The sequence below is a fragment of the Sphingomonas faeni genome (assembly GCF_040407565.1).
GTDB classification, from domain to species: Bacteria; Pseudomonadota; Alphaproteobacteria; order Sphingomonadales; family Sphingomonadaceae; genus Sphingomonas; species Sphingomonas faeni_F.
Window position 1 is genome coordinate 257,450 of sequence record NZ_JAPZPR010000002.1, and the last position, 18,689, is coordinate 276,138.

Sequence of the window (18,689 nt, forward strand, 5' to 3'; positions counted from 1 at the left end):
TATTTTTCAGCGGATCGTCGGATCCTGTCGGCTCCAGTCGAGATCCCAGCCATGGGCCCGGATCCGCCGCGAGTGCCGGACCGTTCCGATCACGAGAAGCAGGACGATGGGATAGCTCCAGGCGGCGGAGAGGACGGCATAGACGAGCCGGATCACATCCGGACTGAGCGCGCGCGCCAGATGGGCACCCGTGCCCAATCCGTGGAGTGCGGTCACCCAGGCAGGCCAGAACCGATCGGCCTTCAGCGTGATCACGATCATCACCGCAAGCAGGATCAGATCCACGAGCATCACGCCCACCTCCAGCCCGGCGAACAGGACCGGTATGTTCTGCTGGATAAGCCCCGTGGAGCCTGCCGCGAGCAACAGCGCCAGTCCCGTCAGACGCTCCGGCGCGCCGCCCCGAAAGATGGCGTAGCCGGAGGCCGCAACCTGTATCGCGTAGAATAGCCAAACCCGATCCAACTCTCACCTCCGAAGCAGGATCGTTACCGACCGTTCAGGCGACGGCTCAGGCGACCGCCGCCAGGCGGATCGGCGCGTCGAGCCCCGCGACATCGCGAAGCGTGCCTTCGTTCGGCGGGCATTTGGCGGTGTCGCCATAGCCGTAGAACTGCCCGAGACCGATCTCGGACCGTACGTCGACCAAGGCACGATGCGCCTCGACGAAGCGTTGTCGCGCGTTGATGATGTCCATCGAAGCCTGCGACACCATCTGCAACGCGGCGACGCCGGTCCCGACCGGCAGATTGGCGGCGATCCGCTGCTGCAACAACGTCGACACGCACGAAGCGGCGAGCATCGCGGCCTGATCGACCGCCGCCTCCGCCTTCAGAAACTCACTGGCGACCCTGTCGGCGGCCTGGGGTCGTTGGTTCAACATCGAGATTTCCCCCCTTGGCACCGGCGTTGCGGTGACGTGCACGGGATCGCCGCGTTCGCGGTTCGAGCGTAACAGGCTGGTCAGCGTCATCGCCATGTTCACGAGCGCCATCGAGGTGACGGCGATCAGGCCCATGAGTGCGAAAAGCTTGACGACCCTGTCGCCGATCGAGAACCGGTTGCGCGCCACCCCCGTTGGTCCGCGGCCTTGGGACAAACCCAGGAAGCGGCGAGCGAACCCCCACGGCTCGTCCTGATCGGCATGTGACCCCTGGAGGGGGGGCGTGGGAACGTCGATTGGTTCGGATGGTAGCCGTTCGTATGCCGGCGCGCGTTCGCTGGTGAAGGGCAGGTCGCCGCCGTCGCCGCGCTCATGCTCCTGCAGGCGCCGGGCCGCCTCGAACCGCGTACCGACGGCGAGGATCTGGACCGCGCGCTCGATCCGCTTGTCGATCGCGGACGGCGAGACGCCGAGCATCGCCGCGATTTCCTTCGAGTTGTGATGCGTCAACACCAGCCGGAGGCAGGCGCGTTGGGCTTCGGTCAACTGATCGATGCGGCCTGCGGTCATGCCGCGATGGTAGCGCGAACGCGCCCCGGTTGCACGCTTCCGGTTGCATATAGTGGAATGGGATCGCAGGGTATTGGATTGGAAGGAAATCTTGCTGGCCGATCGCGCCGACGACTCTACCTAAGCTCTGAAAAGAATGCGGCGAGGACAGTATGGCGGCGAACGAAGACGGCAAAACGTGCCACCGTGCCGCGCGACGACCCCGATCCCGCGATGCCGCACGCGGACGGTCGACGACCGCTGCGGTCCTGCCGGTCTTCCTGGTACTGGGACTGCTGGGCGGGTGCGTGAACCCCGTGGGTCGATCGCTGTACAAGCCGACGCCGTTGGGATCGATAACGCCGATCTGGACCGAGCGGGCACCGACCCTGGTCGAAACGGTCACGCACGACGGGGTTCGCCTGCGGGGATGGTACTGGCCCCCGGCTACGACGGACGGGGCGGTGCTGATCTATCTGCCGGGGCGTGGCGGCAATCGGGACACCGCGGCGTTGGCAGCGCAGGCGTTTGCGCGCGACGGCCATGGTCTGCTCGTGGCATCGTATCGGGGGTATGGCGACAACGCCGGAGTGCCGGACGAGCGGGGATTGTACGAGGATGGCCGCGCGTTCGTCGCACGGGCGCGGCAACTGGTACCGAACGGCAGGCGGTTCGTGTTCGGCGATGGCCTCGGCTCTGCGGTCGCGCTTCACGTGGCCGGTGAAGCGCCGGTCGCCGTCGATGCGGTCGTGACGCTCGGCGCGTTCGATTCCTTCGCGCGGTTCGTGCCGGGTTTGGCGCGCGGGTTCTACGCGGACGCGTTCGACAACGTCGCGGCGATCCGGCGGGTGACGGTGCCTGTGTTGCTTCTTCATGGTCGCAAGGACGAGGTGGTGCCGTTCGCGGCGGCGGAGCGGTTGCGCGCGGCAGCTGGCGGCAAGGCGTTGGTCGTGCCGATCGACGGTGAGGCGTATCACAGCTTCGATCTGAGCCACATCGCGCCGGTGGTCTGGCGGGCGCTGGATCAGATCGCTGCGGACGAAGCGGCAGTGGCTAAGTAGCCGGCGTTAGTCTCGGGCGAAGATCTCGGCATGGGGGATCGTGAGGTTTAGCGATGGCAGGGCCACGTCATGCGGCTGCGCGAACATGTCGTCGCGCCATGTGGTTGGCCCGAGGCGCTGGACGACGCGGGTCAGTTCGTTTTCTGGGTCGGCGAAGACGATCGTGTCGATCGATGCGAGGTCGCGATATTCGGCGAGCTTGCTGCCTTGGTCTATCTTCGCGGTCGAGCCGGAAAGGACTTCGAAGATCACCTTCGGATCGTCGAAGACGCGCTGTTCTTCGCGTTCGCGGGTCGCGGGGTTGCCGCAGAAGATGCTGACGTCGGGGTAGCGCAGATCGGTGTCATTGACCCGCACACCCATGTCGGAGTTGTATGCTCGACAGCCCGTACCGCGAAGCTTCCCGGCTAGGAATACGAGGATGTTGGTAGCCACGCGAGAATGGGCGGGAGTGCCGCCGGTCATCAGGCGGATGACGCCGTCGACCAGCTCGAACTTGCGGTCCGTGCCGAAGTCGATCGCGAGGAATTCGTCGACCGTGATCTTCTTGTAGAGGGGATCGTGCCGCATCGGTGTGGTTTACCACTTGTCTGCGGACAAACAAAGGGCCGGGGATTGCTCCCCGGCCCTTTGCTTTGGTCGTTTGTTCGGAACGGAGGACCGGCAAAGCCGGCCCTTTTCGTCGGACGGGACTGGGGGCTTGCGCCGCCCAGCCCGCCGGCCGTTCTGATTCCGTGTCGGGGCCAGCATGTGCTGGCCCCGTCCGAAATCAGAAGTCCATGCCGCCCATGCCGCCCATGCCGCCGCCGCCCATGGGCATGGCGGGCTTGTCGTCGGCGAGCTCGCTCACGGCCGCTTCGGTCGTGATGAGCAGGCCTGCGACCGATGCCGCGTTCTGCAGCGCGGTGCGGACGACCTTGGTCGGATCGATCACGCCGGCTTCCACCAGGTTCTCGTACGTGTCGGTCGCGGCGTTGAAGCCGATGTTCGAGTCGTTGCCGTCGAGCAGCTTGCCCGAAACCACCGCACCGTCATGACCGGCGTTCTGCGCGATCTGGCGAACCAGAGCCGTCAGCGACTTGCGCACGATATCGATACCGCGGGTCTGGTCGTCGTTCGCACCCTCGAGGCCATCAAGCGCCTTGGTTGCGTACAGCAGAGCCGTACCGCCGCCGGGGACGATGCCTTCTTCGACAGCTGCGCGGGTTGCGTGCAGCGCGTCGTCGACGCGGTCCTTGCGCTCCTTGACCTCAACCTCGGACGAACCACCGACCTTGATCACGGCAACGCCGCCGGCAAGCTTGGCGAGACGCTCCTGGAGCTTCTCCTTGTCGTAGTCGCTGGTCGTGTTCTCGATCTGCTGGCGGATCGCTTCGGTGCGGCCCTTGATCGTGTCGTGATCGCCGGCACCGTCGACGATGACGGTGTTGTCCTTGTCGATCGTGACGCGCTTGGCGGTGCCGAGCATGCCGAGCGTGACGGTCTCGAGCTTGATGCCGAGGTCTTCCGAGATCATCTCGCCCTTGGTCAGGATCGCGATGTCCTCGAGCATCGCCTTGCGACGATCGCCGAAGCCCGGTGCCTTGACCGCTGCGACCTTCAGGCCGCCGCGTAGCTTGTTGACGACGAGCGTGGCCAGAGCCTCACCCTCGATGTCTTCTGCGATGATCAGGAGCGGACGACCCGACTGAACGACGGCTTCCAGGATCGGGAGCATCGCCTGCAGGTTCGAAAGCTTCTTCTCGTGGATCAGGATGTAGGGATCCTGAAGCTCGACGGTCATCTTCTCGGGGTTGGTGATGAAGTACGGCGACAGATAGCCGCGGTCGAACTGCATGCCCTCGACGACGTCGAGCTCGAATTCGAGACCCTTCGCTTCCTCGACGGTGATCACGCCTTCCTTGCCGACCTTCTCCATGGCTTCGGCGATCTTCTCGCCGACTTCACGGTCGCCGTTTGCCGAGATGATGCCGACCTGCGCCACTTCCTTCGAACCCGAAACCGGCTTCGAACGTGCCTTGACGTCCTCGACGACCTTGATGACGGCGAGATCGATGCCGCGCTTCAGGTCCATCGGGTTCATGCCCGCTGCGACCGACTTCATGCCCTCGCGAACGATGGCCTGCGCCAGAACCGTCGCGGTGGTGGTGCCGTCGCCGGCGATGTCGTTGGTCTTCGAGGCCACTTCGCGCAGCATCTGCGCACCCATGTTCTCGAACTTGTCCTTGAGCTCGATCTCCTTGGCGACGGTGACGCCGTCCTTGGTGATGCGCGGTGCGCCGAAGCTCTTGTCGATGACGACGTTGCGGCCCTTGGGGCCCAAGGTCACCTTGACCGCGTCGGCGAGGATGTCGACGCCGCGAAGGATGCGCTCACGCGCGTCGCGGCCGAATTTTACGTCCTTGGAAGCCATGTCAGCTACCCTTTCGTATAAGTTGAAAAGTCATGATAAGGTTACACCAAGGTAACCCGGCAGAAGTCAGCCGACGATCCCGAGGATGTCAGATTCCTTCATGATAAGAAGGTCTTCGCCGTCGACCTTGACCTCGGTGCCCGACCATTTGCCGAACAGGATCTTGTCGCCGGTCTTGACGTCGAGCGGGGTGATCGTGCCGTTCTCGGCGCGGGTGCCGGTGCCGATGGCGACGACTTCGCCTTCCTGCGGCTTTTCCTTGGCGGTGTCGGGGATGATGATGCCGCCAGCCGTCTTCTCTTCGGCTTCGAGGCGCTTCACCAGCACGCGATCATGCAACGGACGAAAGTTCATGGGGTCCATGTCCTTTTGGATTGTGACAGATTTCTGGCACTCGAGGTTATCGAGTGCCAACGGACGGCATATGTGCCTCGGGGTGCGGCATGTCAAAGGTTCCGGGAGCGAATTTTTTTCGGGCGGGCGTGGCATTCGGGCATCGTGGCTGAAGGGGTTGGAAGACAACGCTACGGATCGCACAGCCGTTCTCCTGCGTACGCAGGAGTCCAGGGTGACGGAGGGCGGCGCTTGGTATCTTGGGCTCCTGCGTTCGCAGGAGAACACGCGGGCGGGTCTATGCTGCCTTCTGCTCCCCTTCCGCTTGCGGGAGGGGTCGGGGGAGGGGTTTCTCTAGCTAAGCGTTCGTGGGGCTCCCCTCCCTAACCCCTCCCACAAGCGGGAGGGGGACTGCGTGGCGGTTGGGGTAGCCCTAGGAACTTGAGCCGCGCCTGTGTTGGCCCCGTAACACAGGCCATTTACCTCGGTCCGCGCATGCTCTAGCTCTCCTCGCATGACCGATACCGCAGCGCCGTCCTACGCCCCCTCCTATGTCGACCCTGCCCGCCCGCCGCGCCGCAAATGGCGGCTGGTGCGCGGCGTGTGGAAGCTCCTCGTGGCGATCAAGGACGCGCTCGTCCTGATCGCGATGCTGCTGTTCTTCGGGCTGATCTTCGCGGCACTCAACTCGCGGCCGGGGACCGCGGCGATCAAGGACGGCGCGCTGGTGCTCGACCTCAACGGCTCGATCGTCGAGCAGCCCGAGGAACAGGCCGCGTTCGCCGCGCTCTCCGGCCAGCCCGCAGCGCGCCAGTTCCGCCTGCGCGACGTGGTCCGCGCGATCGACACGGCAAGAACCGATGCGCGGGTGAAGGTGCTGGTGCTCGATCTCGACAGCTTCGGCGGCGCGTATCCGGCGGCACTCGGCGAGGTCGGCGATGCGCTGGCGCGCGTGCGCGCGAGCGGCAAGCCGGTACTCGCCTATGCGACCGCCTATACCGACGGCGGCTACCGCCTGGCAGCCAATGCGAGCGAGATCTGGGTCAACCCGCTGGGCGGCACGATCTTCATGGGTCCGGGCGGCAACCAGCTCTATTACAAGGGCCTGATCGACAAGCTCGGCGTCAACGCGCACGTCTACCGCGTCGGTCGCTACAAGTCGTTCGTCGAGCCCTACACGCGCGCCGACCAGAGCGAGGACGCGCGCGCAGCCAGCACCGCGCTGTACGGCACGCTGTTCGCGCAGTGGCGCGAGGCGATCGCCAAGGCCCGGCCCAAGGCGCAGATCGCGCAGTTCATGAGCGCGCCGGACAAGGTGATCCTCGCGGCGAACGGCAACATCGCCCAGGCGAATTTGCGTGCGGGTATCGTCGACAAGCTCGGCGACCGGACCGCGTTCGGGCGCCGTGTGGCGGAATATGCCGGGACCGACGACAAGAAGCCCGCGGGCAACTACGCGACGATCAAGTACGATGCATGGGTCAAGGCCAACCCGCTGCCGACCGGCGGCGACGCGATCGGCGTGCTGACGATCGCCGGCGAAATCGTCGATGGCGAAGGCGGCCCCGGCAAGGCCGCGGGCAAGACGATCGAGAAGGCGGTTCTCGACGGGCTCGCCAAGAAGACCCTGAAGGCGCTCGTGGTGCGAGTCGATTCGCCGGGTGGATCGGTGATGGCGTCCGAGCAGATCCGGCTGGCAATCCTCGAAGCCAAACGGCAGAAGCTGCCCGTGGTGGTGTCGATGGGTGGCCTCGCGGCCAGCGGCGGATACTGGGTGTCGACGCCCGCCGACGTGATCTTCGCCGAACCCGGCACGATCACCGGCTCGATCGGCATTTTCGGGATCGTGCCGACGTTCGAGGCGACGCTCGCCAAGATCGGCGTGACCAGCGACGGCGTGAAGACCACGCCGCTGTCGGGCCAGCCCGATATCACCGGCGGCACGACGCCGATGTTCGACGCGATCGCGCAGTCGGGCATCGAGAACGGCTATCGCGAGTTCGTGTCGCGCGTCGCTGCATCGCGGAAGATGACGCCGGCGCGGGTTGACGAAATCGGCCAGGGACGCGTCTGGGATGGCGGCACCGCGCGCCAGATCGGGCTCGTTGACCGGTTCGGCACGTTGCAGGACGCGATCGACGAGGCGGCCAAGCGCGCCAAGCTCGATCCCGCCAAGGTCCATGCCGAGTATCTCGAGAAGAAGCCCGGCTTCCTCGCGGCGATCGTGCAGGATTTCGGTGGCGACGATGCGGACGATGACGCAAGCGGCGGCGATGCGTTCGCGCACGTCGCCGCCGACCGCCGCCAGATGCTCGCGCGCGCCGTGGGCGACATGAAGCGGCTTGCGACCTCCGGCTCGATCCAGGCGCGCTGCCTCGAGTGCGGCGGGATGGGGCCGACGACCGCCGACGTCGGCGATGCCAGGCTGCTCGACCTGCTGCTGGCACGGATCGGATTCTGAAAGCGCGCCGCAGTCAAATCCAAGAGAAACATGGCCGATCATTTCCACCGACAAGATACTGGAAGGGCCGCAATCCCGAATTCATGATCTGATGCGCAGGACGCCACGCGGCGAAATCGGAGAATGCCGGAATGATCACGCGGTTTTTTTCGACCGGGGGCAGGATCGGGGTCATCCGCTTCCTGATCGCATCACTCGTCGCCCTGGCCATCCTGTTCGGCTGTCGCGCGCTTCTGGCGACCGCCTCGACCGCAGCCTTCCCGTTGATCGGCGCGCTGGCGGGCGCGACGCTCGCAAAACTTTTCGCCGAGGGCGGTCGGCGCTGTCACGATCTCGGGCGGAGCGGCGTGATCGGCCTGGTGATCGGGATCTGCATTCTGATGCTGGTGGGGTTGGCCGGCCTTTCCGCGCCCGGCGCCGGTCCGGGCACACCGACCGCAATCGTGGCGATAGCGCTGGCGCTGATCGGGACGGCGCTATTCCTGCTGCCCGGACAAAAAGTGGCGAACGCGTATGGCGCCCCGCCGCAAGGGCCGCTGACCGCAACGCAGGGTCCGATACAGCCGGTTCGTACGGTGGGCTTCACCGCGTTGGCAATCATCGGCGCCACGGCCGTCGGCGTGTTGCTGGCGACCATTTCGGACGGCATGCGGGAGGAAAACGAGCATCGCGTCGAACGCATGAGCCGCGCCACCGCCGCCGATCGGGTGCCGGCACGGTGATCACCTGCAATCCCGCGCGTCTGAAAGCCGCTCAACAGCTGCTTGCCCGCTTCAAAGACGCTGGCCGTCCATTCAGGGGAAAGTCGGCTGGTCCGTTACAGCCCAGCCCGGCCGGCTGGACGGAGACTCGTGACGTACTGGCGGCATGAAGCGGCTTGCGACCTCCGGCTCGATCCAGGCGCGCTGCCTCGAATGCGGCGGGATGGGGCCGACGACCGCCGACGTCGGCGATGCCAAGCTGCTCGACCTGCTGCTGGCACGGATCGGGTTCTGATGATCAGCACCGCAACTGGCAACGGAGGCGGGATCGTGATTCGCGCCGCGGTCCCCGAGGATGCCGCGTCGATCGCGGCGATCTATGCGCCGCACGTGCTGGTCGGGACGGTGTCGTTCGAGACCGTCGCGCCCGACGCGAACCAAATGCGCGCGCGGATGGCGGCGTCGGACGGGATGTATCCGTGGCTGGTCGCGACAATCGGCTCGGAGGGCGGCGTGCTGGCGTACGCCTATGCGTCGGCGTTCCACAAGCGCGAGGCGTACCGGTTCGCGTGCGAGACCACGGTGTATGTCGCGGACGCGGCGCAGCGCCAGGGTGCGGGGCGGCTATTGTACGAGGCGCTGATCGATACGTTGCGCGCGCAGGGGTTCACGCAGGCGATCGGGGCGATTGCGTTGCCGAACGATTCGTCGATCAAGCTCCATGAGGCGGTCGGGTTTCGGCGCGCGGGGGTGTACCGCGAGGTCGGGTACAAGAATGGGCAGTGGATCAATGTCGGGCATTGGCAGTGTGAGTTGAACGAACCTGCGGTGCCGCCGGTGGAGCCGAAGCGGTTTGCGGATGTTGGGGTTGTGCGGGGGTAGAGCTTCCTCTGGAATGACGTGACCGTAGTCAAAGCGACGCCACCGCGGCGGAGGCCACCACCCCGGCGTAGGCCGGGGCCCAGTTGGGGAACGTCGCTGACGTGCGCTGCGCTCCGTTACTCCAACCTTTCCAACTGGGCCCCGGCCTTCGCCGGGGTGGTGGCGGTGTTGGAGCGTGTCGCTCTCAACAAGTAGAGATCAGGCGCGCAAGATTGGATCGAGTAAGATCGGCCCGTCGGCTCAAGCCCAACCACCGGCCCACCCATCCTTGTTCTCCCGCGAAGGCGGGAGCCCAGACTGGGTCCCCGCCTTCGCGGGGACACAAGGTTATTGCGTGATAAGCTTCGTGAGTCAGCGGCGCCCACCGTACGCCGGCAGCGCCAGATGGAAGCGGATCGCCGCCGCCCTTAGCGTGAACCCGGCGCTCGCCGCGATCACCGCCGCCCAGCTCAGCGGTACGCCCAGCAACACCAACCCCACATAGCTCGCCGCCGCCAGCGCCGCCGCGGTCACGTACAGCTCCGGCCGCATCAGGATCGACGGTTCGCCCGCCAGCACGTCGCGGATGATGCCGCCGACGCAGGCGGTCATCACCCCCATCAGCGCGGCGGGAACCGGGGGCACACCGTAGCCCAGCGCCTTCGCCGCGCCGTACACCGCATACGCCGCGAGCCCGACCGCGTCGAACCAGCCGAGCGCGTCGCCCTTCCACCACCGCTCGGGTGTCACCCAGATCAGCAGCGCCACGCCCAGGCACACGCTCGCGGCGCGCGCGTCGTGGACCCAGAACACCGGCGCGCCGATCAGCAGGTCGCGCACCGTACCGCCGCCGACGCCGGTGATCAGCCCGAAGAACACCAGCGTCACGAACGTCTGGCCACGCTTGGCCGCGGCGAGCGCACCCGAGGCTGCGAACACCGCGAGCCCGGCGAGGTCGAACCACGGTGCGGCGACGGGCAGGATCTCGACGGGCAGCGGGACTGGCAACATCGCGGCGGCGTAACCGGCCTGCCACCCAGCGTAAAGCAGGACCGCGGAATGACGTCCTTGGTCTCGATATCGCAGCCGCAGGACGTCGGCCGCGAAGATGAACGCCAGCATGAACGCGGTGTTGTTTTTGGTTCATGCAACCCGCGCTATAGTCACCTCGTTACACCAGCAGATCAATTCACTAGGGAGTTACATGATGCGTAAGTTCGTTCTGGCCATGGGCCTCAGCGCAATGGTCCTGCCGACCGTCCTCGTCCCCGTCTCGGCCGCCGACGCACGCGATCGTCGCGAATGGCGTGGTCGTGACGGCCGCGTCTACTGCAAGAAGAGCAACGGCACGACCGGCACGATCATCGGCGGCGTCGGCGGCGCACTGCTCGGCCGCACGGTCGACACCCGCGGCGACCGCACGGTCGGCACGCTTGGTGGCGCGGTTCTCGGTGGCCTCGCCGGTCGTGCGATCGACAAGGGCACGAGCAACAACAACCGTCGTTGCCGCTGACACTGATCGGCTAAATCAATGCCGCTATTTCGATAGTTGCGCGTTGTGGAAGGGCGTCGTGGGAAACCGCGGCGCCTTTTTTCTTGTCCAGACGAAGGATCTATCGATGACCACACGCAGCGGTTCGGCAAAATATGAAGGCCTCGGCAAGGACGGCAAGGGTCATGTCTCGACACAGTCGGGCGTGCTCTCGAACAACCCCTATGGCTTCAACACGCGGTTCGAGAACGAGCCCGGCACCAACCCCGAGGAGCTGATCGCGGCCGCGCATGCGTCGTGCTTCACGATGGCGCTGAGCTTCGCGCTCGCGGGCAAGGGGTATGAGGCGGGCACGCTCGAGACGTCGGCGACGGTGACGCTCGACAAGGACGGCGACGGGTTCAAGATCACCAAGTCTGCGCTGACGCTGAACGCCAAGGTCGACGGCATCTCGAAGGAAGAGTTCGAGGCGATCGCCGCAGACGCCAAGGCGAACTGCCCGGTGTCGAAGGTGCTCAACGCCGAGATCACGCTGGAGCATAACCTCGCCGCATAAACGCGCCTGATTGCAGCGACCTGTCGGCCGGCTGAATGCGACGTAGTTTGCGGTTCACGCAACTCGCGCTTCGGCCGGCCGTTCTCTACCCACATAATCGGGAGAGATTTCATGCGTATCGCCATTCTTTCGGCAGCCCTTGCCGCCACCGCGTTCGGGGCGATTCCCGCCGGCGCCCAGTCGACCGTCCGCGGCGCCAACCAGGAATATAACGATCAGGTGCGCGACGCACGACGCGACTATCGCCGCGACCTGCGCAATGCCGACTCGCGCGGCGACGTGCGCGATGCGCGCCGCGAGTACCGTGACGAAGTGCGGGACGCACGGCAGGACCGCCGCGGCGACATTCACGACATCCGCCAGGATCGTCGCAACGATGGGCGCAACTGGCAGCAATATCGCGGCTATGACTATAACCGCTACGAGCCTGGCCAGCGCGGCTATCTCGCCGACCGCTATTACCGCGATGGGCGTTATTATCAGGAGCGTCGTCTCGGTCGCAACGACCGGATCTATCGCGGCGGCAACGGGCGGTATTACTGCCGTCGCAACGACGGGACGACCGGACTAATCGTCGGCGGGCTTGCCGGTGGTGCGCTGGGCAACGTGATCGCGGGCGGTGGTTCGCGGCTGCTCGGTACGCTGATCGGTGCGGGCGGCGGCGCGGTGCTCGGCTCGTCGATCGATCGCGGCAACGTGCGCTGCCGTTGAGGCCTATGATCCTCCCCCGCAAGGGGGCGGATTGAGGAATTGAAAGGGCCCGGTGGAAACACCGGGCCCTTTTCGCGTCAGATGATCCCGCCGCCGAGGCTCAGGCGGAGCGCGAAGATAATGATGAGGACGATGTTTAGGTTGCGGCCGCCGTTGCTCGACGACAGCGCACCGACGGCGGCGCCGACGATGCCGATCGGGATGACGAGCCAGTTCATCCAGCCGAGCAGCGGGATGAAGGCGACGAGGCCAAGCACCAGGGTGACGAGGCCGATTAGGATCGAGACGATGTTCAGCATGAGCAGAACATGGCGAGTCGGACCGGTTCGGGCAAGACTTGGCGGGCCCTTACGATCCTCCCCCGCCAGGGGGAGGTGGCACCGAAGGTGACGGAGGGGGAGGATACGAAACAGTCGTTGGCGCGTGCCTCCCCCTCCGTCTGGCAGGCGCCAGCCACCTCCCCCTTGCGGGGGAGGATCGAGGGCGTGCGAAAAACGCTTTCTTCACCGTCGTTCGCGCATAGGATGGCGGTGATGAGTTTTTCCCTGCGCCCCGCCCTGATCCTTTTGCCGCTTGCGCTGGCGTCGTGCGGACGGTCTTCGACCGACCAGCAGGATCTCAACAGCCTCGATGCCGAACTGACCAACGGGACCACGCGCGATCCGGCGGTCGCGCAGTCGCTTGGCGCGCAGATCATGATCGACCCGCGGCTCGCGCAATCGTCCAACACCGATGCGGTGCGGCCGCCGCCGCGGCCTGAAACCGGCGGGGTGCCGGCGGACGTGGCGCTGCGCAAGGATCCGGTCGATCCGGCGACGCTCAAGCGTGCACCGGCGGTATCGAACGACTGCCCCGAGTGCAAGTCCGCGGACGGCGCGCTGACGCTCGGTGCGCTGGCCGAGCGGCAGAAGACGCCCGATGCCGGGGTCTGTGCGCAGAAGATCGGCTATTCGGCGGGGTGGGCGAACCGGCTGCCGGCGGACCTGCCGCTGTATCCGGGGGCGCAGTTGACCGAAGCGGCGGGAGCGGATCGCGATGGGTGCCGCTTGCGCGTGGTGAGTTTCGCGAGCGCTGCGCCGATGCAGAAGATGCTCGACTGGTATTTCACGAAGGCTAGCGCGGCCGGGTATTCGGCTGGGCATAGCACGGACGGCAGGCAGCATGTGCTGGGCGGGGTTCGCGGGAACGACGCGTATGTTGTGTATGTGACGACGCGGGCTGGCGGCGGGAGCGATGTGGATCTGGTTTCCAACGCTGGGCGGTGAGGGCGTGATCTCGACCCTACTGAACGGCACACACCCGAAGCAAGCGACCAACAAGTGCACCTCCCCGGCGGAGGCCGGGGTCCAGTTGGGAAACGTTGCTAACTGAACGCGGTCCTTCGTTATTGCCACCTTTCCAACTGGGCCCCGGCCTTCGCCGGGCCGGTGGCGTATTGGGGTGGTGGCGGGTTGGGATGAAGTCGCCTCCTCTCCTTGTTCTCCCGCGAAGGCGGGAGCCCAGACTAGGTCCCCGCCTTCGCGGGGAAACATTTTGGGACAGCGCTTGCGCGGTGATCTCGAACTGACCCGGATGAAGCGCACATCCCTACCCCTGCGGCGCACCTTTCCGTTTTGCCCGATTCACGCTAGGGCGCGAGAATGCTTCCCCTTCTCTATGTCATGGTCGGTGGTGCGGTCGGATCCGGCGCGCGCTATCTGACTGGCCGCGCGATGCTGTCGTTGCTCGGCGCTGACTATCCCTTTGGTACGCTTGCCGTGAATCTGATCGGTGGATTGCTGATGGGAGTGCTGGCTGGCGTGCTTGCCCGTAATAGCGCTTCGGAAACGTGGCGTTTGCTGCTTGGCGTGGGCGTATTGGGGGGTTTCACGACGTTTTCGGCGTTCTCGCTGGACGTCGTCACGATGATCGAACGCGGCGCGATCGGCGTCGCGTTCGGGTATGTTTTGGTGTCGGTGATCGGTTCGGTCGCCGCGTTGTTCGCGGGTCTCTCCGCAGTAAGGGCCGTCGCATGACTGCGGGCAAAAGCGATAGCGATACGGGTTTCCGCGAGTTCAACGTCGGGTTCGACGATGACGGCATCCGGCTGGACCGGTGGTTCAAGCGGCATCTGCCCGACACGAGCTTCACGACGGTGGCGATGTGGGCGCGCACCGGGCAGCTCCGCGTCGACGGCGCGCGCGCGACCCCGGGCGACCGGATCGCAGCGGGCCAGATGCTCCGCGTGCCGCCGCCCGAAGCCGACAAGGCCGCCGCCGACGTCGACAAGCCCAGGCGCGTTCGCGAACGCGTGATCCTGTCGGACGAGGAAACCGAACTCGCGCAGAGCATGGTCATCCACAAGGACTTCCAGGCGTTCGTGCTGAACAAGCCGCCGGGCCTGGCAACGCAGGGTGGGACCAAGACGACGCAGCATGTCGACGGGCTGCTCGACGGGCTGCAGTACGACAACGAGGGTCGGCCGAAGCTGGTCCACCGGCTCGACAAGGATACGTCCGGCGCGCTGCTGGTGGCACGCACGTCGCGGGCGGCGGCGTTCTTTGCGAAGGCGTTCTCGGGGCGGACCGCGCGGAAAGTCTATTGGGCGCTGGTGGTCGACGTGCCGTCGATCGAGGACGGCATGATCGAACTGCCGATCGCCAAGCAGCCGGGCACCGGCGGGGAGAAGATGCACGTCGACGAGGCCGAGGGCGCGCCCGCGCGGACGCGGTATCGGGTGATCGAGCGCGCGGGCAACCGTGCGGCGTGGGTCGAGTTGCAGCCGTTTACGGGGCGGACGCACCAGTTGCGCGTGCACATGGCGGCGATCGGACATCCTATCGTCGGTGATGGCAAGTACGGCGGAGCCGCGGCGTTCCTGACCGGCGGGATCTCGCGGAAAATGCATCTGCACGCGCGGCGGATCAAGGTGGATCATCCGGATGGCGGGTCGATCGACGTGACTGCCGAGCTGCCGACGCATTTCGCGGAGAGCTTGAAGCAGCTGGGTTTCGAGGAGAAGCTGGGCGACGACCTGGTGCTCGACGAGAAGACCGCGCCAACGCGCGAGCAGATGAAGTCGCGGGCTAGGGCGCATGCGAAGTCGGTGCGGAAAGACCGTAAGGGTGAGCGGCGTGGGCGTGGGGTTGTCGAGGAAAAGGCGACGGGGAAGCCTGCGCCGAAGACTGGTGGGCCTCGGACCGGGGCTGGGTCGAAGTTCGGAGCGCCGCGGAGTGGGCCTCGGGTTGAGGGGGTCAAGCCGGCTGGGCGCGGGCGTCCGGGTGGCGCTGGGAAGCCTGGGCCTCGGAGTGGGCCTGGGACTCGGTAAGTGACATTGGATTCGTCAGTCGAGCAAATTTGCGACGAAGCCACAGCCGCAACAAGGTCGACGAACGCATCCCGAGGCTGGGAGCGTGGGCGGCCGATCATGCGGAAATACGCGATCAGTCAAGGCCATAGAAGCTTCGCAGTCCTCGCAGCCTAGAATTTCGATGCCAGCGACTACACCGGACAGCTTCCAGCTCTCTATTTCGCGCTGAAGTGCGTCAGCGGCGCCAGGGGGTAGGCACCCATGCCATTCGGGTCCAAGTCTCATGCCCCATAAGGACACTTATGGGGCATGCCGTCCAACTTGGCGGTGACACTAAGCCGTTCCCCCGCGAAGGCGGCGGTCCAGGAGCCACGATCGCGTCGCTGCTTGATTCCTGGGCCCCCGCCTTCGCGGGGGAACTACAAGAGCGCAGCTAGCGCCCTACTTCGGCCAGCCCAGCACCAACCGCCGCACACCCTCCGTCACCGTCCCGAACACGATGTGCGACGCCGCGCTATACAGATGCGTGGTCGGCGCGGTGTTCCACGGCGCATCACCGAGACCCGCCGCCGGCACCGCAGCCTCATCCAGCAACGCGGTCGTCGCCGCAGCGAACGCGGTGCCGTAGCCTGCCGTCACCGAAGGCCGGTATTCCGCCGCCACCGCGTAGGCGATCCCCAGCCCTGCCCCGAGCGCGTAATGCACGACCTGCCCGGCAAGCGACTTGCGATCGTCGGGGATGTCGTGGCCGACCACCACCTGCGATACCTTGTCCGCCGCCTTCTCCGTCGCCGGTTCGGCATGACTCTCGGACGAGGACAGCGCGGCGACGCCGGCCTGGAAGCGGTCCATCACGAATGAGGCGGCGAGACCGGCGACCAGACCCGCGGCGGCGGCGGCCCAGATGTTCGGGGTTTCGGTCTGTGCGTGCGCCATCGTTAAGTCTCCAGAGGTGTCCGACACGAACCGTTCGCAGGCGCGCGCGTTCCGGTTTGGCGTTCCCTCGCGTGCACGCGTGATCTACGAGGCGGCGATGCGTTGGAAAATCTCATGACCCGCCTTGCCGTGTTCGATTGCGACGGGACGCTCGTCGACAGCCAGGCGAATATCTGCGTCGCGTGCGAGCGTGCGTTCGAGGGCGCCGGGCTAATCCCGCCGCCGCGCGCGGACATTCGGCGGATCGTCGGCTTGAGTCTTGTCGAGGCGATGCAGGTCTTGTTGCCGACAGCGGACGAGGCACTGCACCGGTCGCTCGCTACCGACTACAAGAACGCGTTCCATGCGATGCGCGCGAGTGGCGAGTTGGCGGACGAGCCGTTGTTCGAGGGGATTGCCGAGGTGATCGAGACACTCGCCGCAGACGGCTGGCTGCTCGGCGTGGCGACGGGGAAGTCGGACCGGGGTCTCGCGCATATCCTCGCAGCGCACGGAATCGCCGATCGGTTCGTGACGCTTCAGACCGCGGACCGGCATCCGTCGAAACCCGATCCGGCGATGCTGCTCGCGGCGATTGCGGAGGCCGGCGCTGCCGTGGAGACGACCGCGATGATCGGCGATACGAGCTTCGACATGGCGATGGCCCGCGCGGCCGGTGTGCGCGCCGTCGGGGTCGCGTGGGGGTATCACGACGTGCACGAACTGTCGGACGCGGGGGCGGATGTCGTTGCGACGACCGTGCCGGACCTGCTGCACATGGTGTCGCCGCGATGACTGAGGCTGACAAGGTAGCGCAGCGACGCTGGTTCGTGCTGGTCGTCGTCCGGTTGGCTGGGGTGGCAGGTGCCCTGCTCGGGTTGATCCTGATCGCGCGCGCGCATGACTGGGCGCCGAAGATCCTCGGGACGGCGATCGTGCTGTCGGCGATGGCGATGATCGCGATCGTGCCGCGCAGTCTGGCGCATCGCTGGCGGAGTCCTGAAGCGTGAAGCGGTTCTGGAAAGACGTCGCGATCGATGCGGATCGGGTGGTGACGCTCGACGGCAAGCCGGTGCGGACGCCCGGGCGGCGACCGCTGGCGTTGCCGAGCGGTGCGCTGGCCGAGGCGGTCGCGGCGGAATGGCGCGCGGTCGGCGAGACGATCGATCCGCGGACGATGCCGCTGACCGGGCTTGCCAATGCCGCGACCGATCCGATCGCGAACGATCCTGCGCAGTTTGCCGCGCGGCTGGCGGCGTATGGCGAGAGCGACCTGCTCTGCTACCGCGCCGAGGGGCCGCCGTTGCTGGTCGAGCGGCAGGCGGCGTCCTGGGATCCGCTGCTGGCGTGGGCGCGGCGGCGGTATGACGTGACCTTCGCGGTCACGGCGGGCGTGATGCATGTCGCGCAACCGGACGCGACGGTCGCGCGGCTGCACGAGGCGGTGGCGGCGTATGACGATTTTCGGTTGGCCGGGTTGTCGCCGGTGGTGACGCTGACCGGGTCGCTGGTGATCGGGCTGGCGCTGATCGAGGGCGAGATCGACGCGGATGCGGCTTGGGCCGCGGCGGGGATCGACGAGGACTGGTCGGTCGAGATGTGGGGCGAGGACTGGCAGGCGACTCAGTTGCGCGAGTTGAAGCGCAAGGAGTTCGGGTTGGGCGTAGAGTTTCTGGGGCTGCTCTGAGCGTTCTCCTGCGAACGCAGGAGCCCAGGATACTCAAACGCTCCGGCCTGTAACCCTGGGCTCCTGCGTTCGCAGGAGAACGGGTTAGCGCGTCAGGCGGCGGATGAAGCCGATCAACCCGGTCTGGCGCGAGCGCTTCAGGCGCTCCGCGGCCAGGATCGTCTTCACGCCGCGGATGCAGCTGTCGACGTCGTCGTTGACCAGTACATAGTCATAGCCGTCCCAGTGGCTGACCTCGTTCGCCGCGCGCGACATGCGGGCTTCGATCACTTCGGTCGAGTCGGTGCCCCGGCTGGTGAGGCGACGGTGGAGTTCTTCCATCGAGGGCGGAAAGATGAAGACGCGGACGACGTCGCCGCCGGCGATCTGGAACAGTTGCTGCGCGCCCTGCCAGTCGATGTCGAACAGCACGTCCTTGCCGGCCGCGAGCAACTCCTCGACCTGCGCGCGCGGCGTGCCGTAGCGGTGGTTGAAGACGTGGGCCCATTCGAGGAACTCGTCCTTCGCGACCATGTCGCGAAAGCCCTCGAGGTCGGTGAAATGATAGTCCTTGCCATCGACTTCGCCGGGTCGCATCGACCGGGTCGTGACCGAGACCGACATCTCGAGTTCGTGCTCGTCCGCGAGCAATCTGCGCGCGATCGTCGACTTGCCGGCACCGGATGGTGAGGACAGGACGAACAGGACTCCGCGACGACGGAAACCATGCGGGTCGGACGGAAGTGTGTGGGGCATGCGCGCCCTTGCCGCGGACTGCGCATGGGCGTCAACCCATGC

Annotated in this window: 23 protein-coding genes; 14 read left to right on the top strand and 9 right to left on the bottom strand. The window is 66.2% G+C overall.

Going from position 1 to position 18,689, the window contains the following annotated elements; genetic code table 11:
* Positions 1 to 6: 6 nt before the first annotated feature.
* Entirely contained in the window at positions 7 to 465 is a 459-nt protein-coding gene (locus O6Y00_RS05655; RefSeq protein ID WP_353441624.1) for a hypothetical protein, read from the bottom strand.
* A gap of 46 nt (positions 466 to 511) precedes the next feature.
* Positions 512 to 1,453, bottom strand: coding sequence for a sigma factor-like helix-turn-helix DNA-binding protein (locus tag O6Y00_RS05660; protein WP_353441625.1), 942 nt, complete (start codon positions 1,451 to 1,453; stop codon positions 512 to 514).
* Between the two features lie 152 nt (positions 1,454 to 1,605).
* Here O6Y00_RS05660 and O6Y00_RS05665 point away from each other — a divergent pair, with 152 nt between their 5' ends.
* On the top strand, positions 1,606 to 2,493 hold the full coding sequence (locus O6Y00_RS05665; protein WP_353441626.1) for an alpha/beta hydrolase: 888 nt from the start codon (positions 1,606 to 1,608) through the stop codon (positions 2,491 to 2,493).
* 6 nt (positions 2,494 to 2,499) lie between these two features.
* On the opposite strand, the gene O6Y00_RS05670 is transcribed toward O6Y00_RS05665, so the two are convergent.
* The 3 genes from O6Y00_RS05670 to groES form a co-directional block, all read right to left on the bottom strand.
* On the bottom strand, positions 2,500 to 3,063 hold the full coding sequence (locus O6Y00_RS05670) for a Uma2 family endonuclease (protein ID WP_353441627.1): 564 nt from the start codon (positions 3,061 to 3,063) through the stop codon (positions 2,500 to 2,502).
* Positions 3,064 to 3,262: 199 nt separating this feature from the next.
* Positions 3,263 to 4,906, bottom strand: a complete 1,644-nt coding sequence (gene groL, locus O6Y00_RS05675) for a chaperonin GroEL (RefSeq protein WP_121904408.1) — start codon at positions 4,904 to 4,906, stop codon at positions 3,263 to 3,265.
* A gap of 66 nt (positions 4,907 to 4,972) precedes the next feature.
* Complete coding sequence (gene groES, locus O6Y00_RS05680) at positions 4,973 to 5,260, bottom strand: co-chaperone GroES (RefSeq protein ID WP_056052039.1); 288 nt, start codon at positions 5,258 to 5,260, stop codon at positions 4,973 to 4,975.
* A 493-nt stretch (positions 5,261 to 5,753) separates the two neighbouring features.
* Between groES and sppA the strand changes: the two genes are divergently transcribed.
* The 4 genes from sppA to O6Y00_RS05700 all read left to right on the top strand — a co-directional run bounded on the left by sppA (position 5,754) and on the right by O6Y00_RS05700 (position 9,283).
* Positions 5,754 to 7,700 (top strand): signal peptide peptidase SppA, encoded by a 1,947-nt coding sequence (gene sppA, locus O6Y00_RS05685; protein WP_353441628.1) that lies wholly within the window; start codon positions 5,754 to 5,756, stop codon positions 7,698 to 7,700.
* A gap of 131 nt (positions 7,701 to 7,831) precedes the next feature.
* Positions 7,832 to 8,422: a DUF805 domain-containing protein gene (locus tag O6Y00_RS05690; RefSeq protein ID WP_353441629.1), complete on the top strand. Its 591-nt coding sequence runs from the start codon at positions 7,832 to 7,834 to the stop codon at positions 8,420 to 8,422.
* 145 nt (positions 8,423 to 8,567) lie between these two features.
* Positions 8,568 to 8,696 carry a hypothetical protein gene (locus O6Y00_RS05695; RefSeq protein WP_353441630.1) on the top strand — a complete coding sequence of 43 codons (129 nt, stop codon included), beginning with the start codon at positions 8,568 to 8,570 and terminating at the stop codon, positions 8,694 to 8,696.
* Positions 8,696 to 9,283, top strand: coding sequence for a GNAT family N-acetyltransferase (locus O6Y00_RS05700; RefSeq protein ID WP_353441631.1), 588 nt, complete (start codon positions 8,696 to 8,698; stop codon positions 9,281 to 9,283). The genes O6Y00_RS05695 and O6Y00_RS05700 overlap by 1 nt, the downstream gene beginning before the upstream one ends.
* A gap of 351 nt (positions 9,284 to 9,634) precedes the next feature.
* On the opposite strand, the gene O6Y00_RS05705 is transcribed toward O6Y00_RS05700, so the two are convergent.
* Complete coding sequence (locus O6Y00_RS05705) at positions 9,635 to 10,273, bottom strand: trimeric intracellular cation channel family protein (RefSeq protein WP_353441842.1); 639 nt, start codon at positions 10,271 to 10,273, stop codon at positions 9,635 to 9,637.
* A 196-nt stretch (positions 10,274 to 10,469) separates the two neighbouring features.
* Here O6Y00_RS05705 and O6Y00_RS05710 point away from each other — a divergent pair, with 196 nt between their 5' ends.
* The 3 genes from O6Y00_RS05710 (at position 10,470) to O6Y00_RS05720 (ending at position 12,021) form a co-directional block, all read left to right on the top strand.
* Positions 10,470 to 10,775: a glycine zipper 2TM domain-containing protein gene (locus O6Y00_RS05710; protein WP_056065671.1), complete on the top strand. Its 306-nt coding sequence runs from the start codon at positions 10,470 to 10,472 to the stop codon at positions 10,773 to 10,775.
* A 106-nt stretch (positions 10,776 to 10,881) separates the two neighbouring features.
* Complete coding sequence (locus O6Y00_RS05715; RefSeq protein WP_353441632.1) at positions 10,882 to 11,310, top strand: OsmC family protein; 429 nt, start codon at positions 10,882 to 10,884, stop codon at positions 11,308 to 11,310.
* Positions 11,311 to 11,421: 111 nt separating this feature from the next.
* Positions 11,422 to 12,021 (top strand): glycine zipper 2TM domain-containing protein, encoded by a 600-nt coding sequence (locus tag O6Y00_RS05720; protein ID WP_353441633.1) that lies wholly within the window; start codon positions 11,422 to 11,424, stop codon positions 12,019 to 12,021.
* A 77-nt stretch (positions 12,022 to 12,098) separates the two neighbouring features.
* On the opposite strand, the gene O6Y00_RS05725 is transcribed toward O6Y00_RS05720, so the two are convergent.
* The gene (locus tag O6Y00_RS05725) at positions 12,099 to 12,320 is read right to left on the bottom strand and encodes a hypothetical protein (RefSeq protein ID WP_093398685.1); all 222 of its coding nucleotides are present in this window, start codon (positions 12,318 to 12,320) and stop codon (positions 12,099 to 12,101) included.
* Positions 12,321 to 12,554: 234 nt separating this feature from the next.
* On the opposite strand from O6Y00_RS05725, the gene O6Y00_RS05730 reads away from it, so the two are divergent.
* From O6Y00_RS05730 to O6Y00_RS05740, 3 genes are all read left to right on the top strand, one after another.
* Positions 12,555 to 13,286 (top strand): hypothetical protein, encoded by a 732-nt coding sequence (locus O6Y00_RS05730; RefSeq protein WP_353441634.1) that lies wholly within the window; start codon positions 12,555 to 12,557, stop codon positions 13,284 to 13,286.
* A 375-nt stretch (positions 13,287 to 13,661) separates the two neighbouring features.
* Entirely contained in the window at positions 13,662 to 14,036 is a 375-nt protein-coding gene (gene crcB, locus O6Y00_RS05735; RefSeq protein ID WP_353441635.1) for a fluoride efflux transporter CrcB, read from the top strand.
* Positions 14,033 to 15,328, top strand: coding sequence for an RluA family pseudouridine synthase (locus O6Y00_RS05740; protein ID WP_353441636.1), 1,296 nt, complete (start codon positions 14,033 to 14,035; stop codon positions 15,326 to 15,328). Before crcB ends, O6Y00_RS05740 begins: the two co-directional genes overlap by 4 nt.
* Positions 15,329 to 15,751: 423 nt before the next feature.
* Here the strand turns inward: O6Y00_RS05740 and O6Y00_RS05745 are convergent, their stop codons facing one another.
* The gene (locus O6Y00_RS05745; protein ID WP_353441637.1) at positions 15,752 to 16,246 is read right to left on the bottom strand and encodes a DUF1440 domain-containing protein; all 495 of its coding nucleotides are present in this window, start codon (positions 16,244 to 16,246) and stop codon (positions 15,752 to 15,754) included.
* A 114-nt stretch (positions 16,247 to 16,360) separates the two neighbouring features.
* Between O6Y00_RS05745 and O6Y00_RS05750 the strand changes: the two genes are divergently transcribed.
* Genes O6Y00_RS05750 through O6Y00_RS05760 form a run of 3 tightly spaced genes read left to right on the top strand, consistent with a single transcriptional unit; the run spans position 16,361 to position 17,912 of the window.
* Entirely contained in the window at positions 16,361 to 17,020 is a 660-nt protein-coding gene (locus O6Y00_RS05750) for an HAD-IA family hydrolase (protein WP_353441638.1), read from the top strand.
* Positions 17,017 to 17,235: a hypothetical protein gene (locus O6Y00_RS05755; protein WP_353441639.1), complete on the top strand. Its 219-nt coding sequence runs from the start codon at positions 17,017 to 17,019 to the stop codon at positions 17,233 to 17,235. Before O6Y00_RS05750 ends, O6Y00_RS05755 begins: the two co-directional genes overlap by 4 nt.
* Positions 17,232 to 17,912 (top strand): ATP12 family chaperone protein, encoded by a 681-nt coding sequence (locus tag O6Y00_RS05760; protein ID WP_353441640.1) that lies wholly within the window; start codon positions 17,232 to 17,234, stop codon positions 17,910 to 17,912. The genes O6Y00_RS05755 and O6Y00_RS05760 overlap by 4 nt, the downstream gene beginning before the upstream one ends.
* 84 nt (positions 17,913 to 17,996) lie before the next feature.
* On the opposite strand, the gene gmk is transcribed toward O6Y00_RS05760, so the two are convergent.
* Positions 17,997 to 18,647: a guanylate kinase gene (gmk, locus tag O6Y00_RS05765; RefSeq protein ID WP_353441641.1), complete on the bottom strand. Its 651-nt coding sequence runs from the start codon at positions 18,645 to 18,647 to the stop codon at positions 17,997 to 17,999.
* Positions 18,648 to 18,689: the final 42 nt, after the last annotated feature.

Excerpts from the sequence above, each read along its gene's own strand:
- O6Y00_RS05705 (WP_353441842.1), bottom strand. The coding sequence starts at position 10,273 with ATGTTGCCAGTCCCGCTGCCCGTCGAGATCCTGCCCGTCGCCGCACCG.
- O6Y00_RS05715 (WP_353441632.1), top strand. The coding sequence starts at position 10,882 with ATGACCACACGCAGCGGTTCGGCAAAATATGAAGGCCTCGGCAAGGAC.
- groL (WP_121904408.1), bottom strand. The coding sequence starts at position 4,906 with ATGGCTTCCAAGGACGTAAAATTCGGCCGCGACGCGCGTGAGCGCATC.
- sppA (WP_353441628.1), top strand. The coding sequence starts at position 5,754 with ATGACCGATACCGCAGCGCCGTCCTACGCCCCCTCCTATGTCGACCCT.
- O6Y00_RS05660 (WP_353441625.1), bottom strand. The coding sequence starts at position 1,453 with ATGACCGCAGGCCGCATCGATCAGTTGACCGAAGCCCAACGCGCCTGC.
- gmk (WP_353441641.1), bottom strand. The coding sequence starts at position 18,647 with ATGCCCCACACACTTCCGTCCGACCCGCATGGTTTCCGTCGTCGCGGA.
- O6Y00_RS05665 (WP_353441626.1), top strand. The coding sequence starts at position 1,606 with ATGGCGGCGAACGAAGACGGCAAAACGTGCCACCGTGCCGCGCGACGA.
- O6Y00_RS05745 (WP_353441637.1), bottom strand. The coding sequence starts at position 16,246 with ATGGCGCACGCACAGACCGAAACCCCGAACATCTGGGCCGCCGCCGCC.
- O6Y00_RS05755 (WP_353441639.1), top strand. The coding sequence starts at position 17,017 with ATGACTGAGGCTGACAAGGTAGCGCAGCGACGCTGGTTCGTGCTGGTC.
- O6Y00_RS05740 (WP_353441636.1), top strand. The coding sequence starts at position 14,033 with ATGACTGCGGGCAAAAGCGATAGCGATACGGGTTTCCGCGAGTTCAAC.
- O6Y00_RS05720 (WP_353441633.1), top strand. The coding sequence starts at position 11,422 with ATGCGTATCGCCATTCTTTCGGCAGCCCTTGCCGCCACCGCGTTCGGG.
- crcB (WP_353441635.1), top strand. The coding sequence starts at position 13,662 with ATGCTTCCCCTTCTCTATGTCATGGTCGGTGGTGCGGTCGGATCCGGC.
- O6Y00_RS05710 (WP_056065671.1), top strand. The coding sequence starts at position 10,470 with ATGCGTAAGTTCGTTCTGGCCATGGGCCTCAGCGCAATGGTCCTGCCG.
- O6Y00_RS05725 (WP_093398685.1), bottom strand. The coding sequence starts at position 12,320 with ATGCTGAACATCGTCTCGATCCTAATCGGCCTCGTCACCCTGGTGCTT.
- O6Y00_RS05695 (WP_353441630.1), top strand. The coding sequence starts at position 8,568 with ATGAAGCGGCTTGCGACCTCCGGCTCGATCCAGGCGCGCTGCCTCGAA.
- O6Y00_RS05670 (WP_353441627.1), bottom strand. The coding sequence starts at position 3,063 with ATGCGGCACGATCCCCTCTACAAGAAGATCACGGTCGACGAATTCCTC.
- O6Y00_RS05690 (WP_353441629.1), top strand. The coding sequence starts at position 7,832 with ATGATCACGCGGTTTTTTTCGACCGGGGGCAGGATCGGGGTCATCCGC.
- O6Y00_RS05750 (WP_353441638.1), top strand. The coding sequence starts at position 16,361 with ATGACCCGCCTTGCCGTGTTCGATTGCGACGGGACGCTCGTCGACAGC.
- groES (WP_056052039.1), bottom strand. The coding sequence starts at position 5,260 with ATGAACTTTCGTCCGTTGCATGATCGCGTGCTGGTGAAGCGCCTCGAA.
- O6Y00_RS05730 (WP_353441634.1), top strand. The coding sequence starts at position 12,555 with ATGAGTTTTTCCCTGCGCCCCGCCCTGATCCTTTTGCCGCTTGCGCTG.
- O6Y00_RS05700 (WP_353441631.1), top strand. The coding sequence starts at position 8,696 with ATGATCAGCACCGCAACTGGCAACGGAGGCGGGATCGTGATTCGCGCC.